The organism is Massilia sp. Masssp94 (assembly GCF_059491305.1).
The window spans coordinates 3,201,805-3,220,774 of record NZ_CP168501.1; the positions used below are offsets into that span (position 1 = coordinate 3,201,805).

Below are 18,970 nucleotides of genomic sequence, written 5' to 3' on the forward strand. Positions count from 1 at the left end.
GGCCCGCTTACGGTACGGGCGTAGCTGCGACCTTGCCTTCCACGCGCAGCGCCAGCGGCGTCTCTTCCGGCCGCGCGCCCGTGCTGCGCATGCGGACGACGCGCTGCATCAGGTCGAACCAGAAGGGGGCGCCGAACAGCGCGGTCGACGCCGTGACGATCCAGCCGGCGACCTGCAGCGCGAAATCGGCATTGGCTACCGGAGGGAACCGCGTCCAGCCGATCGGCAGCGCCATCATGGCGTCGAACACGGCCGGGTCGAGCGCGCCGGGCGCGTCATGGAGATGGGCCGCAAGGGCCGGCTGCTGCCACAGCGTGCGGAACAGGTGGATGCTGTCGATGTTGAACAGGATCGCCAGCAGCAGCGCCAGCAGCAGGGAAATCAGCATCTGGCGCCGTTTATAGGCGCCGGACATGCGCGCCATCGCGTTGTCGAACCAGCCGGCCAGCATGTCCTGGAATTGCTGCAGGTCGCGCGCGCGCCCATACAGCCCGCGCATCACCTGCCGGACCTGCGCATCGGGAATCGTCTCGATGGCGTTGCCGAGCTGGGCGAAGTCGCCCGGCACTTTCCACAGGCTGTCCACCAGCGCAATCGCAAAATGCGCCGGTTCGATGTACGATGGCCGCGTACGCATGTCCCGTTCGCTCGGCTGCGCGCCGTCCGCATGCGGGTTGACGAGCGGATGCTGGTAGACGGCACGCGCCAGCCCGTCGAAGCGGGAGTCGTTGAGCATGCTCTTGACGCCCGCCAGCAGGGTGTTGGCACGCAGCCGGAACGCCGCGGCCAGCGCTTCCTGCAAGGTGCTGACGATCAGGGCGACCGTGCCATAACAGAATGTCAGGCCGATCGCGACTTCCAGGACGGTGCTCCCAAGCATGGCTGTTCTCCGCGCAGTGACAAGGACGTCGACTACGCTAGCGCATCCGCCACAGTCCGGCTTTCGGTTTGCGCAAGGAAGCCGCCGTCATCTGTGGATCCGCTCCATTTTCTATATACTCTCGGCAATCGAAAATTTTAGGGTTAACCATGTCTGACAAAGAAGTCTTCACCGAGAACGACTGGCGCCGCCTGCTGGTAAGCCTTGGCGAAGATCCCAATCGCTCCGGCCTGCACGAGACGCCCGCGCGTGTCGCCAAGGCCTGGAAACACTGGACTTCCGGCTACGACCAGGATCCGGTCCAGATCCTCAAGGCGTTCGAAGACGGCGCCGAGGAATACAACGAATTGATCGTCGTGCGCGGCATTCCGGTCTACAGCCATTGCGAACACCACCTGGCGCCGTTCTTCGGCAAGGCGACGGTGGGCTATCTGCCGAACGGCAAGATCGTCGGGCTGTCGAAGCTGACGCGCCTCGTCGACGTGTTCTCCAAGCGCCTGCAGGTGCAGGAACGCTTGACCGTCCAGATCGCCAACACGCTGATGGAAGTGCTGGAACCGAAGGCCGTGGGCGTGGTCATCAAGTGCCGCCACATGTGCATGGAAAGCCGCGGCATCCGCACGCCGGGCGAGGAAACCATCACGTCGACCCTCCTGGGCGAACTGCAGCCGAACCTGGCGCTGCGCACCGAGTTCCTGGCGCTGGCCCGCGACTGACGGCCTGCCCGACCCCGCACGCATGGCGCCGCAAAAAAAAGGCGCCATGATTCCGAACACGCTGCTAGACTGTATTTACTGGGCGCCGTGTTCGAATCCGTCGCGACAATGCGCTACGCCCCGTCGATGACCGGGAACCTGTTCCGGATCATGTGTCTCCAAGTGAATTTGAGGCGATCGACATGGCCAGGCAAACCTTTCCAAGCGATGTACCGCGTGAACAGTTCGAGACCGTGCGTGAAATGCTGGAAGCGGCCCGCCGCAAGACCCGGCCGCGCAAGCACGACCTGTACGATGTGTTCTGCGCCGTCCTGTACTTCCTCCACACCGGCAGCGCCTGGCGCAGCATGCCGCCCGAGTTTCCGCCCTGGCGCACCGTGCACGAATATTTCACGCAATGGACGATGCTGCGTGACGGCGACCGCACCCTGCTCGAGCAGGCGCTCGACCGGCTCGGGCGCACGGCCGAAATCGCGCGGCTGCGCCAGTTGACCGGGCAGCACTGATCCGGACTGGGGGCGGATGACCGGCTGGTCGTCGGCGGGTGTGAGCGCTATCCAGCGAGGCGGGACTAGCGCGTGGCCCCCACCGAGCCTTCCGCCGGCTCGAACACGAGCTTCTTTTTCGCATCCATGTGGAACACGCCGATCGGCTGGGCCTGCACATTGTCCGACGGTTCCGGCAACTGGCTGCAGGTACGGGTTTCCAGTTGCCACATCGCGTCGCCCGCGCGCAGCAAAAAGGTTTCGTCGCCCGTGGAGAACAGCTCGACGTTCAGGTCGGCCAGCGGCGTCTTGCCGAGGTCGAACTGGCGCTGGCAGTCCGGCAGGCGCGATGCGATCACCCGCAGGCCCACCTGTTTGCTCCAGAAATAATCCTGTGTGACAACCACGGTCAGGGCGTGGTCGTTGGTATCGATCGTGTAGCTGGCCGATTCGTTGACGCAGCCGGCCAGCAGCAAGAGCGGTGTCAACAGGAGCAAGGTGGAGCGCATGGTCATTTCCGGGTTGCTGATGCTTCTGTGCATCACTGCGCGAGTATAGAGCGCTTCAAACACTTGCCGCAACGGCACGCTTCTCGCGCGCTACGCGATTTTTTGATTTCGGAGATGATGAATCAGGCAATCCATCTTCGAAAGCGAGCAAAGTCATGCCAGACGACGACCAGAGTCTATCGGAGCAGCGTGCGCAGGGCGCGACGTTGATCCATGCGCCGCCGCAACCGCTCACCTTGCGGATCAATGGCGCCGAGCACAACCTGACGATCGAACCCCGCGTGACGCTGCTGGACGCACTGCGCGACGTGCTGGGCCTGACCGGCACCAAGAAGGGCTGCGACCGCGGCCAGTGCGGGGCCTGCACGGTCCTCGTGGACGGCCAGCGCATCAACGCCTGCCTCACGCTGGCGATGATGCATGACGGCCGCGAGATCACGACCGTGGAGGGGCTCGCCCAGAGCGGACAGCCGCATCCGATGCAGCAGGCGTTCATGGATTGCGACGGCTTCCAGTGCGGCTATTGCACTCCGGGACAAGTGTGTTCGGCGGTGGCGCTGCTGGACGAAGTGAAGGCAAGGCAGGCCAGCATGCTGACCGAAGGCGACCAGCTGGCGCCGGGGGCGCTGTCCGAAGACGAGATCCGCGAGCGCATGAGCGGCAACCTGTGCCGCTGCGGCGCCTATCCCAACATCGTCAAGGCCATCCACAGCGTGGTCTTGCGCCAGGCGTAGGGGGACGTGCATGCAATCGATCTTCTACGACCGTGCCAGGGATGTGAATCACGCGCTCGAGCTCGCGCGCCAGCCGGGTGCGAAATACATCGGCGGCGGCACCAACCTGCTCGACCTGTACAAGAGCGGCATCGAGAAACCCGTCCGCCTGATCGACGTGAGCCGGCTGGCGCTGGCCGGCATCGACGAGCTGCCGGGCGGCGGCCTGCGCATCGGTGCCATGGCCAGCAACACGGCGGCCGCGAATCATCCGCTCGTGCGCCAGCGCTACCGCCTGCTGTCGGAGGCGCTGCTGAACGGCGCGTCGACCCAGCTGCGCAACATGGCGACCGTGGGCGGCAACCTGCTGCAGCGCACGCGCTGCCATTACTTTACCGATCCCGCTTTCCCGCACTGTAACAAGCGCGATCCCGGCTCGGGCTGCGACGCCATCGACGGCCACAACCGCATCCACGCGATCCTGGGCGCGAGCCCGCACTGCATCGCGACCAATCCGTCCGACATGAGCGTTGCCCTTGTCGCACTCGACGCGGTCATCCACCTGCAGGGGCCGGACGGCGCGCGGCAGGTGCCCGTCGCCGAGTTCCACCGGCTGCCGGAAGACAGCCCGCAGGACGACACGGTGATCCGCCCCGGCGAACTGATCACGGCGGTGGAATTGCCGCCGACGCCGTTTTCCCGGCATGCGCACTACCTGAAGGTACGCGACCGCGCCAGCTATGCGTTCGCGCTCGTGTCGGTCGCGGCCGCCGTCGACATGGACGGCGACACCATCCGCGACCTGCGCATCGTGCTGGGCGGCGTGGCCCATAAACCCTGGCGGGCGCTGGGTGCGGAACAGAGATTGCGCGGCCAGTCGCTGGGCGCGCTCACGGACGACGTGCTGGGCAAGGTCGGGGCGGATGCGGTCGCCGGCGCGCAACCGCATGCGCATAACGCGTTCAAGGTCGAACTGGCGCAGCGCGCGGTCGCGCGGGCGCTGCGGATCGTGACGGGCAGTCAGGCCACGGGCGAGATGGGAGGCATGGCATGACGATCATGGGCGCACCCATCAATCGCGTCGACGCCTGGGCCAAAGTCAGCGGCGCGGCGCGCTACTCGGCCGAGCATCCGGTCGACAACGTGGCCCATGCGGTCCTCGTCACGAGCACGATCCCCAGCGGACGCGTGCTCTCGATCGACGACAGAGCGGCCCGCGAGGTGCCGGGCGTGCTGCTCGTGATGACCCCGGCGAACGCCATGCGGCTTCCTCCCAACATGAAGGACGGCAAGCTCCAGCCGCCGATCGGGCGCAGGCTGACCTTGCTGCAGGAAGACGACGTCTACTACAACAACCAGCCGATCGCCGTCGTCGTGGCCGACACGTTCGAGCGCGCGCGCGAGGCGGGCGCCCGGCTGCGCATCGAGTACGAACGCAAGCCGGCCGTGCTCGACTTCGAGCAGGCCAAGGCGTCCGTGCATCCGCCGGAAAAAGTGTTGACGGAAGAAACCGACACGAAGCGGGGAGATTTGCAGGCGGGGCTGCTGGCCGGTAGCGCGCGGATAGCCGTCACCTACACGACGCCCATCGAAAACCACAATCCGCTCGAAACGCATGCGACGATCGCGCAGTGGGACGGCGACCGCCTCACCTTGTACGACTCGACGCAATACATGAAGGGCGTGCAGCGCATCGTCGCCAGCATCTTCGACATCCCGCCGGAGAATGTCACGGCGCTCTGTCCGTACGTGGGCGGCGGCTTCGGGGCTAAGGGTTCGGTGTGGTCGCACGTGGTGCTCGCCGCGATGGCCGCGAAGCAGTTGGGGCGTCCCGTGAAACTGTCGCTGGACCGCAACCAGATGTTCGGCCCGGTCGGCACCCGCCCGAACACCGAGCAGCGCATGCGCATGGCGGCGCTGTCGGACGGCCGCATGACGGCATCCAGCCACGATACGATCGCCTACACGTCGATGATCGAGGACTGGATCGAGCCGTGCGGCCTCGTCACGCGCATGATGTACGAAAGTCCGAACCAGGAAACGTCGCACCGGCTGGCACGGATGAATCTCGGCACGCCCACGTTCATGCGCGCGCCCGGAGAGGCGACGGGCTCGTACGCCCTGGATTGCGCGATCGACGAGCTGGCTTACGAGCTGCACATGGATCCGCTCGACCTGCGCCTGAAAAACTACACGGAGCGCGATCCCGGCAAGGACTTGCCGTTTTCCAGTAAATCGCTGCGCCAGTGCTACGAGATCGGCGCGGAGCGCTTCGGCTGGCGCGACCGCAACCCGCGGCCGCGCTCGATGCGGCAGGGGAGCAAGCTCGTCGGATGGGGCATGGCGACGGCGAGTTATCCGACGAACCGTTCGGCGGCGGAATGCTCCGCGACCTTGACGCCGGACGGCACCGCGCTGTTCCGCTCCGGTACGCAGGACCTCGGCACCGGCACCTACACCGTGATGACGCAGGTGGCGGCGGATGCGCTCGGCGTGCCCGTCGACCGCGTGCGTTTCGAGCTGGGCAATTCGCAGATGCCCGAAGCGCCCGTCTCGGGCGGATCGACGACGGTCGCCAGCGTGGCGCCGGCCGTGCAGGCGGCGGGGAAGGCGTTGCGCCTGAAGCTGCTCGGCATTGCTGCGGCCGATGAGCGCTCGCCGTTGTTCGGCGCGACGGCCGACCAGGTGGGCGTGGATTCGACGTCGGATGGTGGCGAGCTCTATCTGCTGGCCGATCCGGCGCGGCGTGTAGCGATGCAGGCCATCGCCGCACGCCACGGCGGTCCCGTGGAGGTGACGGCGAAGGCCGAGCCCGGCGACGAGAAGCAAAAGTATTCAATGCACGCGTTCGGCGCCGTGTTCGTCGAGGTGACGGTGGACGAGGACCTGGGCGAGATCCGCGTGCCGCGCGTCGTGGGCGTCTACGGCGTCGGCAAGCTGATGAACGAAAAGACGGGCTACAGCCAGCTGATGGGCGGCATCGTCTGGGGGATCGGCCTGGCGCTGTTCGAAGAGACGCTGATCGACAAGCGCGAAGGCCGCGCGGTGAACGGCAACCTGGCCGAGTACCACCTCCCGACGAATGCCGACATCCAGGCGATCGACGTGCAGATCGTCGACGAGGACGACCCGCACGTGAACCCGCTGGGCGCCAAGGGCATCGGCGAGATCGGCATCACGGGCGTGGGCGCCGCCATCGCGAATGCCGTGTTCCACGCGACGGGCAAGCGGGTACGGGATCTGCCGATCACGCTCGATAAATTGTTGTGAACGCCAGGCGCGTCACTCCTTGTGATGCGCCTGCGCGACATGCTCGCCGCCATGCTGCGCGTGCGTGTTTTCCCATCCGCCACCCAGCGCCAGGAACAGCTGCACCTGATCCGCCGCCAGCTGCGCGTCGGATGCCGCGAGGATGCTCTCGGCGCTGGCCAGCGTGCGGTCCGCGTCGAGCTGGGACAGGAAATCCGTGCGGCCGAACTGGTACAGCCTGGCCGACTGGCGCGACGCCAGCGCGCTCTGGTCGCGTGCGGCGCGCAGCGCGGCGTTGCGGTCGAGTTCGCGGGCGTAGACGGTCAGCGCGCTTTCCGTCTCGCGCAGTGCGTTCAGCACGACCGAGTCGAAACGGGCCAGCGCACCGGCCGTGCTGGCCTTGGCCTGCGCGATGTGCGAGCGGGCGGAGCTGGTCGCCGGCAGGCTCCACGAGATCAGCGGGCCGAGGCTGAACTTCCACGTGTTCGCATCGTTGAACTGGTTCATCATGCCGATCATGCCGACCGACGCGCCCAGGTTGATGTTCGGGTACAGCTCGGCCGTCGCGACGCCGATGCGCGCGGTGGCGCCGGCCAGCTGGCGCTCGGCCTGGCGCACGTCGGGGCGGCGGCGCAGCAGGGCGGCACCGTCGCCGACGGGGATCGTCGCGGCCACGCGCGGCGGCGTCGAACATTGAGCGACCTCGGCCGGGAACTGGCTCGGCACTTCACCTGTCAAAACAGCCAGACGGTACAGCGCCGTGCGGCGGCGCGCTTCCAGCGGCGGCAGGTTGGCGCGCAACTGGTCGAGCTGGGCTTGTGCACGGGTGGTGTCGATGGCGATGCCGCGGCCGCGCTTGACGCGTTCGGCCGTGAGATTCACGAACTTCCGCTGCAGATCGACGGAATCCTGCGCCACTTTCAGCTGGTAGCCGGCCGAACACGCTTCCGCATAGGCGCGGGTCGTGTCGGCCGCGACGATCACGTGCGTGAGGTCGCTGGCCGCCTGCGCGGCTTCGACGTCCGCTTCCGACGCTTCGACGGCGCGGCGGATGCGGCCCCACAGGTCGAGCGTGTAGCCGATCTTGACGTCGGCGTCGTACAGGCCGTCGGTAGGCAGTTGTTCCGGGATGCCCAGCTGGGCACCGGCGATCCGGCCGTATTGCGGGGCGGCGCCCATCTCGACTTCAGGGCGCTTCTTTTCCTCGACCTCTTCCAGCACGCCATGCGCGCGCTGCAGGTTGGCGGCGGCCACGCGCAGGTCGGCATTGTTGGCGAAGGCCCTGGCGACCAGCTTGTCGAGCAGCGGGTCCTGGTACAGGCGCCACCAGTCGGCCGGGAGCGGCTCGGATTTGAAGGACTGCTCGGCCGCGCCCATGAACGGGGCGTTGGCCGCGTCGCGCTTGATCACGGCCTCTTTCGGCACGTGGTAGTCGGGGCCCACCGTCGTGCAGGCGGCGAGCGCGGCCGCCAGCAGCGACAGCGTGAAGACTTTCTTGACGGAGGATCGGTAGCGGTTCATGACGATTTATGCGTGGTAGTCGCGGCGGGAACGGCAGCCATTGCCTTGGCCGCAGGCTTGGCCAAAGGTTTAGCCAAAGCCGGCAACACCTTCACCGTCGCCGTCTGCCCGGCGACGAGGCGCACGGTGGCCGGCACCTGGTCGATGGCGATCCGCACCGGCACGCGTTGCGCGAGGCGGACCCAGTTGAAGGTCGGGTTCACGTTCGGCAGCATGTTGGCGCCGGTGCTGCGGTCGCGGTCCGTGATGCCTTCGGCGAAGCTCTCCACGTGGCCGCGGATCGGCTGGCGCGTGCCCATCACCGTCACGTCGACCTGGTCGCCGAGCTGGATGCCGGGCAGCTTGGTCTCTTCGAAATAGCCTTCGACGTAGAACGAGCCGCTGTCGACGACGGCCATCACCGGATGCCCCGAGGTGGCGTACGCGCCTTCGCGCAGGTCGAGGTTCGTCACGATGCCGTTCACGCTGGAGACGACGCGCGTGCGTTCGAGGTTCAGCTTGGCGGTGTCGCGGTTGACGATGGCTTGGGCCAGCGTGGCGCGGGCCTGGTCGGTGCGGGTCTGCCCTTGTTCCCGGGTTTCCTGCGACACGAGGTCGTCGAGCTGGGTGTTACGCTGGTTCTCGCGCAGCGCCTGGGCCAGCGCGGCCTGGGCTGCCGTCACCTGGGCTTCGCTCTGGCGCAAGGCGAGTTCGAAACGGGCGCGGTCGATGTCGAACAGTGCCTCGCCGGCCTTCACCTGCTGGTTGTCGTGCACGTAGACCTTGGTCACCTGGCCCGTCACGTCGGGCGCGACCTGCACGACATAGGCTTTCACGCGGCCGTCCCGGGTCCAGGGCTCGACCTCGTAATGGCGCCACAGCTGCCAGCCCGCGTAGACCGCGCCCGCAGTCACCGCCGCCGTGATACTTACCCGGCCAATTGTCGACAAAATAGTTTTCATAGCCATCTCAGGACCAGTTGCGTGTGTAATACGTCAGTGCGCCGAGCACGATGACGAACAGGGAAAAATCGAACAGGGCCGGGTGCCAGACGACGCGATAACAGCCCGTCTTCGCCAGGACCAGGTTGATGAGCCGCGAGACCACCAGCGCCGCCAGCGTGAGCAGCAGGAGCGGAGGAACGTAGAGGCCGTAGATGCTGACTTCGCCGATCATCGGATCTCCTTTCAGATTGCAGTTGCAAGCGACGGCTGATATGCCGCCGCCTTGGGAAACAGGTCGCGCCGCATGCCGGTGAGGGCAGCGAGCGCCTCGCGCTGGGCCGCGTCGCGTTCGCCGGCGCAGATGGCGCGCAGGGCGTTGTCGAGCGTGTCCAGCAGGCTGCGTTCGCAGCCGGCGTCGACCCTGGGGCGCAGCGCGAAATGGCGCGACAGCTGCTTCATCAGCGGGCCGACGGCCGCTTCGCCGCGGCCCAGCCGGGCGCGCACGCTTTGCAACAGGGTCATGTTCAGGCCGATGCGCAGGTCGCGCAGGGCGTCGACGGCCTGCAGGTCCTGGTCCTTGCCGGCCAATGCCAGGCGCGGGGTCAGCTGGCCCACGCGGTCAACCATCCTGGCCGAGAATTCCGGCAGCGACGGCACGCGCTCGCCTTGGCCCATGCGCGACAGCTCGCTCCAACCGGCCTTGAGCAGGCGGCGTGCCGTCCAGCCGGCGCCCACGCGGCGGAACACGCTCGTCGTGACGGCGGCCGCGATGTAGCCGACCACCTGCGCCAGCGTGCTGTTCACGAAGGACACCATGTCGGCGTTGTGCGTGTCGACCATGGCCAGCGTGCCACAGATCGCGAACAGGAAGGGCATCGCGCGCCCGAACGTCGAGGGACGCGCGAGGAAGACGCCCAGCGCGAGGAAGGTCGGGGCGCACGCGAGCACGAGCGACTCGAAGTTGTGCACGGCCGGCAGGATGCCCAGCAGGTACAGGGCCGACAGTGGGATCGCGTAGATCGAGTACCACATGAAGGTCTTGATGAACGGGACGGGGTCGTCCTGCGTGGAGAAGAAACAGCACAGCACGGCCGTCATCATCGGGGCGGCGGGACCGGCCGGCCAGCCGGTCAGGATCCAGAACGCGCAGCAGGCCAGCACGGCGACCGCGGCGGCGAAGGCGGACAGCGCGGCCATGCCGCGGTCCAGGTGCAGCGCGCTCACCGGCACGCCCGGCAGGTGGCGTACGGCCTCGGGCAGGCGCCCGTGCACGCCCGCGTCGATGTGCTGGCGCAGCGCGCGCGTCTCGACGCAGATCTCGATCAGGCGCCGCAGCCGCGCGGCCAGGTTCACTTCGATCATGCCGGTCCAGCCCAGCGTCTCGTCGACCTTCGGTTCAAGGGCGTCGATGCGCTGGCGCAGCGCGGCGCCCTGCGCATCGATGGCCACGTCCTTCGGGCTCTCGGTGAGGGCGACGACGTCGCGCAGCAGCGCGTGCCACCGTTCCGATACCTCGGTGGCGCCCAGGTCGCGCAACGCCGTCAGGCGGTCTTCGACGCCGGAGACGATCGGCACGAACGCGGCCAGGCGTTCCTGCAGCGCATTGACCGCCTTCTCCGTCCAGCGCAGGTGCGATGTGTCGAACGGCAGGTGCGTGGTCATCAGGCGCATTTCCGTGATGTCGCCCGCGAGCTTGCGCCGGTCGGAGGCGGAGCGCGCGTCGCCGGCCGGATTCAGTGCGTCGCGGATCCAGTGCTGGGCGTCGCGCACGGCATTGTCCAGGCGCGCCACCAGCATCGGACCGAACGGCTGCGGCAGCACGAGGCTGTGCACGACGGTGGCGCACGTGATGCCGAGCAGGATCTCCTCCACGCGCGCGAGGGCGATGTCGAAGATGGCGGCCGGCTCATTGACGGCGGGGAAGGCGATGAGGCCGGCCGTATAGCCGCCCAGCATCAGCATGTACGAGCGCGGCGTGCGGTCGAGCAGCGACACATACAGGCACCCGGCGATCCACAGGGCCAGCGCCAGCGACAGCAGTTCGGGCGAGTTGATCAGCCGCGGCACGAGGAACGTGACGGCGATGGCGCCCAGCACCGTGCCGCCCGCGCGATACAGCCCCTTGGAGCGGACGGGGCCGGCGAACGGCGCGGCGCAGATATAGGCCGTCATCATGGCCCAAAACGGTCGCGGCAGTCCGATGCGCATCGATACATAGACCGAGAGCATCGCTGCCGCGAATGACTTGACGGAGAACAGGATCTCCGACCGGGTTGGCATGTTCACGCACCCTGGATGGTGGCGATGGCCGTCGGCAGGCCGGACAGGACGCGCAGCGTGGCCTCGACATCAGCCGCATCGAACTGCCCGAACAGCTTGCGGCGGAAGGGCGTCAGCGCCTGGTCCATCTGGCGGGCGGCCTTGAGGCCCTCGTCGGTCAGGCGCAGGATCTTGGCGCGGCGGTCCTGCGGATCTTCATGGCGCTCGACGAGGCCCGATCCGATCAGGTGGTCGACGACGCGCACGAGCGACGACGCTTCCAGGCTCAGCGTCTCGGCCAGGATGCCCGGCCGCACGCCGTTCTCGCCGAAGCGGTGGATGACCAGCACCGGCAGCCCGGTCGCCTGGGACAGGCCGAAGTCGGATGCGACCTTGTCGGCAGCGGCACGGTAGGCGCGCGACGCGTGGGTCAGCGCGGCGGTGAGACTGCTCAGGGTCTGGTCGGTGAGTCGCATGTTGATCCTCGTAAATACTTTTCTTGTTCACTGTTGATATGCGAAAGTTTAGCATGCGAAGTATTTTCCTTCAAGCCAGCTGCCGATGTGCGCGCGGGACAGGTCAGGATGCGGGGGCGATGCGGCGCAGGTCGGCCGGCGTGACGAACTCGGTGGCGCATGCCTGCGCGCGCAGCGCTTCGATCGTGGCAATGCCCCAGTGGACGGCGCCGAACGCCACGCCGGCTTTTTGCGCCGCCTCCGCATCCGTCGCCTGGTCGCCGATGTAGATGGCATCCGCCGGCGCCACGCCGCAGGCCTTGAGCACGGCCCGGATGCGGCTCGCCTTGCCGAATACGGACATGCCGCATTCGAAGCGCCGGATCAGCGCCGCCAGCTCGGGTCCCAGCACCGCGCGCACGTTGTGCTCGGCATTCGACGAGACGACGGTGAGCACCACGCCCCGGTCGTGCAGGTGGCGCAGCGCGTCCGCGATGCCGTCGAACAAAGGAATCGCGTGGGCGCTGGCGCGCATCATCGTGACGAAGGTCTTCGACGCGAGCGGCAGCTTCCAGGCCGGCATGCCGACGTGGTCCATCATCTGGCGCACGTGGAGGTGGCGCAGTTCGTCCGCGCGCGCGACGTCGATACGGCGAAAGCCGTGCTGGTCGGCGATCGTGTTGAAGACGGTGAGGACGAAGGGAAACGAGTCGGCGAGCGTGCCGTCGAAATCGAACATGGCGAGGCGATAGGTCATGCGCACATGGTACACGCCGCGTGCTTCCGCTCCGGATGCATCGTTTTTGCACAGCCGCCTGATCGCAAGCGCACATCGCTTTGCGCTTGCACATCGGTCTGCCTCATCTAAGCTGATCCGGGTCAAACCTATAAAACAATCGGAGACAGCATGACCATCCTGATCAGGGCAAGGCAGCTTGCCGGCATCCTCATTGGTTTTCTCGGCACGAGCGCCTTCGCGGCGGTCGTCGCTTTACCGAAGTACAACGTCAGCGTGAACGACGTGTCGGTCTCCGGTTTTTCGTCCGGCGCCCACATGGCGGCGCAGATGCATTTCGCGTATTCGAAAACGGTGAAAAAGGGCGCAGGCATCATCGCCGGCGGGCCCGTCTACTGCTCGCAGGGGAACGTCGCAATCTCGGTCGGTCCGTGCATGGCGAATACCGGCTCGCGCAATCTGCCGTATTTGATTTCGGTGGTGAATACGTGGTCGGGCAATGGCTATATCGACCCGACCAGCAATATGGCCGCATCGAAGGTCTATCTGCTGTCGGGAACGATCGATTCCACGGTCCGCCAACCCGTGATGGACGACCTCAGGACGATGTACGGTTCGTATCTCCCGGCCGCCAATATCTATTACAAGAACAATCTCGCGGCCGAGCATTCGATCCCGACGGATTTCTTCGGCAACGGCTGCGCCATCAACGGCAGCCCGTACGTCGACAACTGCAACTTCGATACCGCGGGCGAGATCCTGAAATGGATCTATGGTCCACTGAATCCGAAGAACACGGGTGTGCTGTCCGGCAGCTTCATCAACTTCGACCAGTCCGTTTTCTGGGGCAATTTCAATCCGAATTTTTATAGCATGGCCAACAGCGGCTACGCCTACGTGCCGGCCAGCTGTGCCGCGGGTCAATCCTGCCGGCTGCACGTGGCATTCCACGGCTGCCTGCAAAGCGCGTCCGTCGTCGGCACGGCGTTTTACCAGAATGCCGGCTATAACCGCTGGGCCGATACGAACAACATGATCGTACTGTATCCGCAAACGATCGTTACCGCGAACAATCCCGGCGGATGCTGGGACTGGTGGGGCTACGAGGACGTGAATTTCCCGGCCAAGAGCGGCGGGCAAATGGTCGCCATCAAGACCATGATCGACAAGATCGTCAGCGGCAACGCGGCGGCGCCGTTCACGTGCAGTCACTGGTATGCCAGCAATGTGTCGCACGTGTCGGCCGGCCGGGCGTACATCGGGGCGGATGGGCAGGTGTATGCGAAGAATTCGAACCAGTATCTGGGGTATTACATGGTCGCCGCTTATACGGATGTGAGGCAGACGTCGGCGGGGTATTACGCGTATGGAAGTTGTTCTTGAAACAGTTTAGTTACCATGAATGGCTGAAATCGCGCGCAAAACGTTATTTAAGCCGTTATTTTTACGATTAATTTGCATCTTAATGTAACAGGCTTTACGAGGTGTAAAGCGTGGTCCCGCACAATTCAGCTCGGCTATGATGGCGGCCCGCTCAGCCATATCGACAACTTTGTTGCTTGATTGACACTGAGCAACATTGAATGGCTGGGCTTGCACATGAAAGATCCGGGAGTGTCTGGACCGAACGCGACGGTCCAAAAACAGTTTGGTTTGATCAACCTTTTGAAAGCCGGTGCGGCGCAACTGATCGTCCTGCACCACCTGGCGTTCTACGGCCCGATGGCCGACGCCGCGCGGCCGCTGATGCCGCCGATTATCGACTGGCTCGACCAGTACGGCCGCATCGCCGTCCAGGCCTTCCTCGTCATCAGCGGTTTCCTCGTCGCGAAATCGCTGTCGCCGTCCGGCATGCCGGGCATCGGCAATCCGCTGGGCACGATCTGGCGCCGCTACATCAAGCTGGCGCCGCCGTTCATCGTGGCCATGTTCCTGGCGATCGGCGCGTCCGCGCTCGCGCGCACGTGGATGGTCCACGATTCGATCTCGGCCCCGCCGAACATGTCCCAGCTGGCCGCGCACGTCCTGTTGCTGCACAGCGTGCTGGGCTATGAATCGCTGTCCGCCGGCGCCTGGTATGTCGCCATCGATTTCCAGCTGTATGCGCTGATCACTTGCCTGCTGTGGTTGGGCGGACGCATCGCCGGCAACCGCTCCATGCCCTGGCTGATGCCCCTGCTGGTCACGCTGGGCGTGAGCATCTCGCTGCTGTACTTTAACCGCGACGCCGATTTCGACGTGTGGGCGCCTTACTTTTTCGGCAGCTACGGCCTGGGCATCCTCGCGTGGTGGGCGAGCGATCCGCGCCGGCCGTTCATGGCGACGTTCTCCCTGCTGTTGATGATGGTCGTGCCGGCCGTGCTGGCGCTGGAACTGGATTTCCGGATCCGCATCGCGGTGGCGTCCGTCGTGGCCTCCTTCCTGTGCCTGTACGGCCGCACGCGGCTGGGCACGTATGCGAGCTCGGGATGGTCGCTCATCAATTACCTGGGCAAGATCTCATATTCGATTTTTCTCGTCCACTTTCCGGTTTGCCTGGTCGTGAATGCGGCGTTCACGCGCTTCGTTCCAGATGATGCTTATCTGCAAGGCGCAGGCGTCGTGTGGGCGTGGGCGGCCAGCGTGGCGTCCGGGGCGGTGTTTTATCATTGGGTCGAAGCGCCGCTGGGCCGCTTCCTGGCCGGGCTGGCGAAGCCGGTGACGGTGCCGACGTTCGGCACCAAGCCCGCGAGATTGCGGGGATGACGCCGAAGTCAGCGCACGATTGCTGACTTTTATTTGTGTTCAAGCTACGCTGTCACTACGGAATGAAGGTGACATGATGAACACGCAAATCCTGGCACTCGATATTGCAGGTAACCCGTTCGACTGGATTGCGCCCGAGGACGCCATCCTGTACTACGCACTCGGCAAAGTGGCCTGGGAACTGGGCGGCCGCGAATTCGTTTTCCGCGGCGGCTATTCCAAGTCGGGCGTGCAGTCGAAAATCGCGGTCAAGCCGATCATTGCCATCGCCGGCAGCGAAATCATGACGCGCATGTTCAGGACCGGCCTGCCGCTGACGCACCAGAACGATCTACTGTTCAAGCGCGACCGCTACACCTGCGCCTATTGCGGCAACCGCTTCGCGCACAAGGAACTGTCGCGCGACCATATCCTGCCGAGGTCGCGCGGCGGCCAGGACACGTGGATGAATTGCGTGACCGCCTGCAAGCGCTGCAACCAGGAGAAGGGCAATTTGCTGGTGGAGCAATTCCGGCCGCTGATCTACGTGCCGTATGTGCCATGCCGTGCGGAGCATTACCTGCTGAGCGGCCGGAATATCCTGGCCGATCAGCATGATTATCTGGCGGCGCAACTGCCCAAGCACAGCCGGTTGTTGAATTGACGGTGCTGTATTGATTGTTTGATATGCAATTTCGAGGTGCCGCAGAATCGCACCTCATCGCCTTGATCAATCCACTTTTGCCAGCGCATCGTTGAGCGCCGGCCAGGCGATGTCCCAGGAAATCCGTTCCTGCTCCAGCCGTACCGCGGATCCCAGCACGTGTTGCTTGAGTACGTGGTACAGGGCCTGCTCCACGGGATCGAGATGCGGCAGTTCATGCGCGGCGTGCTGGGTTGGTTCACTGGCCCACAATGCGCGGTGGGCCAACAAGGTGGATTCGTTCATGAACAGCGAGCGAACCGCTGGCAGCTGTGCGCGTAATAAGCTCAGGATGGCAAAGCCGTGGGTGTCGATGTCGCCCCAGTAAAAGCTGCGCGCGCCACGTACCCACGACACCCTGGCAAGCAGGTCGACGCCATAACCCAGCGCCATGAACAGCACGGTGCCGGGGAGGTCCCCGAATGCGAGTCCTGATCCAGTCAAGGTTTGTCGAGTACGGAACGATGGGTTAGGATATATCTATTTACCAAATGTACTAAGGTTCCAAGTGCAAGATTTATATGTGTTCGACTTTCTCCGTACCGTCTCCGAGCAGTTGAAGAACAAACTGGAAACGTTATCGGCCTCGCTGTTGGATGATGCCGCGCTCAGTCGATTGCACGAATTCCAGGCAGAGGTCCGCTCTGCGCAAGGGGTCTACATGCTGATTTATGACGGTCAGCCTCGTTATATTGGTAAAGCAAATAACGTCAAAGATCGGCTCGCGCAGCATCTTACGAAATTACGCGGTCGTCGTCATATTGATCTCGATAAGCTTGCGTACAAAGTCTTGATACTCGATCACAGTATGAGTACTGCTGCGAATGAGGATATCTTGATTGGCTTATTCAAGGCACAATATTCAGACATGTGGAACGGTGCGGGATTCGGTCCCAAAGATCCCGGGAAAGAGCGAGACACGACCAAGCCCGGAAAATTCGATCAACAGCACCCGATTATCGATGACTACCCGGTTGCGATTGACTTGGATCTTGAGGGTGGTATTCAACTTGGAAGCCTTCTCGCAAGGATGAAGCTCCAATTGCCGTATGTCTTCCGATACGATGTTCCTACGAGCGTGCAGCAGAGCACTATTCACCTGCAATCTGTCAATCACGTGGCACATGACTTACTCCAGGCCATTGTTACTCATCTTGGCGATGGCTGGCGGGGTGCGGTCATCAGCTATGGTATGGTGCTTTATAAAACGGGAAAAAGTTATCCATACGGGATCGAAATCGATCCGTTATTGGATTAAGCAGCAAGATCAAGCGTTTGTTGCTCGGCGGCTTTCAAGTAGTCACATACGCGTTCGGCCATGACAGAAGCCAGTCGAACCGGCACGGCGTTACCTAATTGACGCATGGTTTCAGTCCAAGAACCTTGGAAAATGAAATTGTCCGGGAACGTTTGAATGCGCGCGGATTCGCGGACGGTGAAATATCGCACTGTGCCATCTGGTCGGCGCAACATATTCTCTCCACCGGGCACACCGTGGTCACCGGCTTTTAGGGCTTTGGCAGGTTCGTCCAAGGGGCTGCCTGTGTGGCCGGGGTAAATCCGTGCGCCGGGTTGAAACTTATGCGCTTGAACCCGCGATGCTCGTGGATTCGTTTCCGGGTCAGGAAGATCGGAAATCGCATCGCGCACCGTTAACCATGGCGAAAACCGACTTCCGGTCTGACTCTTTTTGATTGCATCGAGAATACGCTCAATCCCGACTGGTCGCATCGGTTGATCGCGTTTGGCCACCTGATGGCGTTGCCAGTAATCCCCAGAATCCCATTGTGTTAACAACAGCGCATGCTGGCTATGGGTTTCTTCTGGAAATTCGAAATCGATCCCGAGGTCGGCGCGGAATCCGACAATAAACACGCGCATGCGTTTCTGTGGAACACCATAGTTCGCCGCGTTCACCAATTTCCATTTAACTCGATATTCACTCGGTGCGCCCGACGCTTTATGCTGACGGAGTCTATCCAGGTGTAGCAACCATTCTTCCGTGGCGTCCGCACTCAACGACGGAAATTCCAATTGCAGAAGAATGTAATCGAAATAATCCTTGAAGGCAGTTCGAGTCAAGCCTTGAACATTTTCGAAAACGAAAGCGCGTGGATTTGTCTCGCGTACGGCCCTGACCGCTTGGGGAAACATGTCACGGACATCCAGAAACCCGCCATGTTTGCCTCCGAGCGAGAATGGCTGGCAAGGCGGCCCACCAGTGACCAGGTCGATATTGTTGAAATTCGCATAATCGAATTTCCGTACATCTCCTTCTGTTACGTCTGGCCAATGAGCTACCGGGTCAACATTTTCTTTTTTGTTTAAACGGATTGTATTGCAGGCGTGCGTATTCCACTCCACTACCGCTTCGTGTATCACATTGTGACCGGAAAACCCGAGAGCCAATCCTCCGGCGCCAGCAAATAATTCAATCGAGTTAATCGTCATAATTTATTGTGAAAATCGCAAGTAAAAATCGCTGCAACCGGCTCTGGGATTGACACAAATATAAGATATCAGTGCCGTTGGAGATGGTAAGTTGGGTACATTTTACTGTACATGTGTACAGCAGTCCAAGTTGAAGGTGTCGTGTAGTACCCACTGACCTTTAAAAATCGTGGTCTTCCCCCAACTAGAAGACTAGCGTCCGTTGAGCTGCAACAATATTAACGGAAGCGCTTTATGATAGCGAGCTTCTCTGGGGAGGGAAGATGGTTGACACCGTCAGTGTCGCCAGGCGTAGCGAAATCATGTCACGGGTTCGAAACAAGGATACTCGCCCGGAACTGTACGTGCGACGCCTGATCCATAACGCCGGGTTCCGTTACCGATTACATGTATCCAAACTTCCGGGCCGCCCGGATTTGGTATTTCCTGGGCGCAGAAAAGTAATTTTCGTTCATGGGTGTTTTTGGCATTCACACGATGGGTGTCACAACGCCCGGATTCCCAAATCGCGCGCGGATTTCTGGAGGTCCAAGCTCGAGTCAAATAAAGAGCGGGACGAGCGTAACATGCGCACGCTCATGGATGAGGGTTGGAAGGTGCTGGTAATCTGGGAATGCGAGCTACGCGATCCTGCACTACTCGACAG

At 63.3% G+C, this 18,970-nt stretch carries 18 protein-coding genes and 2 pseudogenes; 10 read left to right on the top strand and 10 right to left on the bottom strand.

Going from position 1 to position 18,970, the window contains the following annotated elements; genetic code table 11:
• Positions 1-7 precede the first annotated feature (7 nt).
• Positions 8-880, bottom strand: coding sequence for a hypothetical protein (locus ACEN9G_RS14175; protein WP_413337500.1), 873 nt, complete (start codon positions 878-880; stop codon positions 8-10).
• Positions 881-1,029: 149 nt separating this feature from the next.
• Between ACEN9G_RS14175 and folE the strand changes: the two genes are divergently transcribed.
• A complete protein-coding gene (gene folE / locus ACEN9G_RS14180) occupies positions 1,030-1,596 on the top strand; it encodes a GTP cyclohydrolase I FolE (protein ID WP_413337499.1) in 567 nt (188 codons plus the stop codon).
• A gap of 182 nt (positions 1,597-1,778) precedes the next feature.
• A pseudogene (locus tag ACEN9G_RS14185) lies at positions 1,779-2,054 on the top strand (transposase); the annotation flags it as partial.
• Positions 2,055-2,167: 113 nt separating this feature from the next.
• On the opposite strand, the gene ACEN9G_RS14190 reads toward ACEN9G_RS14185, so the two are convergent.
• A complete protein-coding gene (locus ACEN9G_RS14190) occupies positions 2,168-2,590 on the bottom strand; it encodes a hypothetical protein (protein WP_413337498.1) in 423 nt (140 codons plus the stop codon).
• Between the two features lie 35 nt (positions 2,591-2,625).
• Between ACEN9G_RS14190 and ACEN9G_RS14195 the strand changes: the two genes are divergently transcribed.
• The 3 genes from ACEN9G_RS14195 to ACEN9G_RS14205 are packed head-to-tail and all read left to right on the top strand — an operon-like array spanning position 2,626 to position 6,573.
• Positions 2,626-3,324, top strand: coding sequence for a (2Fe-2S)-binding protein (locus ACEN9G_RS14195; RefSeq protein ID WP_413337518.1), 699 nt, complete (start codon positions 2,626-2,628; stop codon positions 3,322-3,324).
• A 10-nt stretch (positions 3,325-3,334) separates the two neighbouring features.
• Complete coding sequence (locus tag ACEN9G_RS14200) at positions 3,335-4,357, top strand: FAD binding domain-containing protein (RefSeq protein WP_413337497.1); 1,023 nt, start codon at positions 3,335-3,337, stop codon at positions 4,355-4,357.
• Positions 4,354-6,573, top strand: coding sequence for a xanthine dehydrogenase family protein molybdopterin-binding subunit (locus tag ACEN9G_RS14205; protein ID WP_413337496.1), 2,220 nt, complete (start codon positions 4,354-4,356; stop codon positions 6,571-6,573). Before ACEN9G_RS14200 ends, ACEN9G_RS14205 begins: the two co-directional genes overlap by 4 nt.
• Before the next feature lie 12 nt (positions 6,574-6,585).
• On the opposite strand, the gene ACEN9G_RS14210 is transcribed toward ACEN9G_RS14205, so the two are convergent.
• The 6 genes from ACEN9G_RS14210 to ACEN9G_RS14235 form a co-directional block, all read right to left on the bottom strand.
• Entirely contained in the window at positions 6,586-8,073 is a 1,488-nt protein-coding gene (locus tag ACEN9G_RS14210; protein ID WP_483126716.1) for a TolC family protein, read from the bottom strand.
• Complete coding sequence (locus ACEN9G_RS14215) at positions 8,070-9,014, bottom strand: efflux RND transporter periplasmic adaptor subunit (RefSeq protein WP_413344900.1); 945 nt, start codon at positions 9,012-9,014, stop codon at positions 8,070-8,072. Before ACEN9G_RS14215 ends, ACEN9G_RS14210 begins: the two co-directional genes overlap by 4 nt.
• Positions 9,015-9,021: 7 nt before the next feature.
• Positions 9,022-9,228, bottom strand: coding sequence for a DUF1656 domain-containing protein (locus tag ACEN9G_RS14220; protein ID WP_413344898.1), 207 nt, complete (start codon positions 9,226-9,228; stop codon positions 9,022-9,024).
• Between the two features lie 11 nt (positions 9,229-9,239).
• A complete protein-coding gene (locus ACEN9G_RS14225) occupies positions 9,240-11,276 on the bottom strand; it encodes an FUSC family protein (protein WP_483126717.1) in 2,037 nt (678 codons plus the stop codon).
• 2 nt (positions 11,277-11,278) lie between these two features.
• Positions 11,279-11,731 (bottom strand): MarR family winged helix-turn-helix transcriptional regulator, encoded by a 453-nt coding sequence (locus ACEN9G_RS14230; RefSeq protein ID WP_413338542.1) that lies wholly within the window; start codon positions 11,729-11,731, stop codon positions 11,279-11,281.
• A 103-nt stretch (positions 11,732-11,834) separates the two neighbouring features.
• Positions 11,835-12,467, bottom strand: a complete 633-nt coding sequence (locus ACEN9G_RS14235) for an HAD hydrolase-like protein (RefSeq protein WP_413338541.1) — start codon at positions 12,465-12,467, stop codon at positions 11,835-11,837.
• A gap of 150 nt (positions 12,468-12,617) precedes the next feature.
• On the opposite strand from ACEN9G_RS14235, the gene ACEN9G_RS14240 reads away from it, so the two are divergent.
• From ACEN9G_RS14240 to ACEN9G_RS14250, 3 genes are all read left to right on the top strand, one after another.
• A complete protein-coding gene (locus ACEN9G_RS14240; protein WP_413338539.1) occupies positions 12,618-13,829 on the top strand; it encodes an extracellular catalytic domain type 2 short-chain-length polyhydroxyalkanoate depolymerase in 1,212 nt (403 codons plus the stop codon).
• Between the two features lie 270 nt (positions 13,830-14,099).
• A complete protein-coding gene (locus tag ACEN9G_RS14245) occupies positions 14,100-15,191 on the top strand; it encodes an acyltransferase family protein (RefSeq protein WP_483126718.1) in 1,092 nt (363 codons plus the stop codon).
• A gap of 76 nt (positions 15,192-15,267) precedes the next feature.
• Positions 15,268-15,834, top strand: coding sequence for an HNH endonuclease (locus ACEN9G_RS14250; protein WP_413338535.1), 567 nt, complete (start codon positions 15,268-15,270; stop codon positions 15,832-15,834).
• A gap of 66 nt (positions 15,835-15,900) precedes the next feature.
• On the opposite strand, the gene ACEN9G_RS14255 is transcribed toward ACEN9G_RS14250, so the two are convergent.
• A complete protein-coding gene (locus ACEN9G_RS14255) occupies positions 15,901-16,317 on the bottom strand; it encodes a Wadjet anti-phage system protein JetD domain-containing protein (RefSeq protein ID WP_413338533.1) in 417 nt (138 codons plus the stop codon).
• Between the two features lie 79 nt (positions 16,318-16,396).
• Here ACEN9G_RS14255 and ACEN9G_RS14260 point away from each other — a divergent pair, with 79 nt between their 5' ends.
• Entirely contained in the window at positions 16,397-17,131 is a 735-nt protein-coding gene (locus tag ACEN9G_RS14260; RefSeq protein WP_413338531.1) for an Eco29kI family restriction endonuclease, read from the top strand.
• On the opposite strand, the gene ACEN9G_RS14265 is transcribed toward ACEN9G_RS14260, so the two are convergent.
• Positions 17,128-18,324, bottom strand: coding sequence for a DNA cytosine methyltransferase (locus ACEN9G_RS14265; protein WP_413338529.1), 1,197 nt, complete (start codon positions 18,322-18,324; stop codon positions 17,128-17,130). The two genes, ACEN9G_RS14260 and ACEN9G_RS14265, sit on opposite strands and share 4 nt — an antisense overlap.
• A 302-nt stretch (positions 18,325-18,626) precedes the next feature.
• Here ACEN9G_RS14265 and ACEN9G_RS14270 point away from each other — a divergent pair.
• Positions 18,627-18,884 (top strand): annotated as a pseudogene (locus ACEN9G_RS14270) (very short patch repair endonuclease); the annotation flags it as partial.
• Between the last annotated feature and the right edge of the window lie 86 nt (positions 18,885-18,970).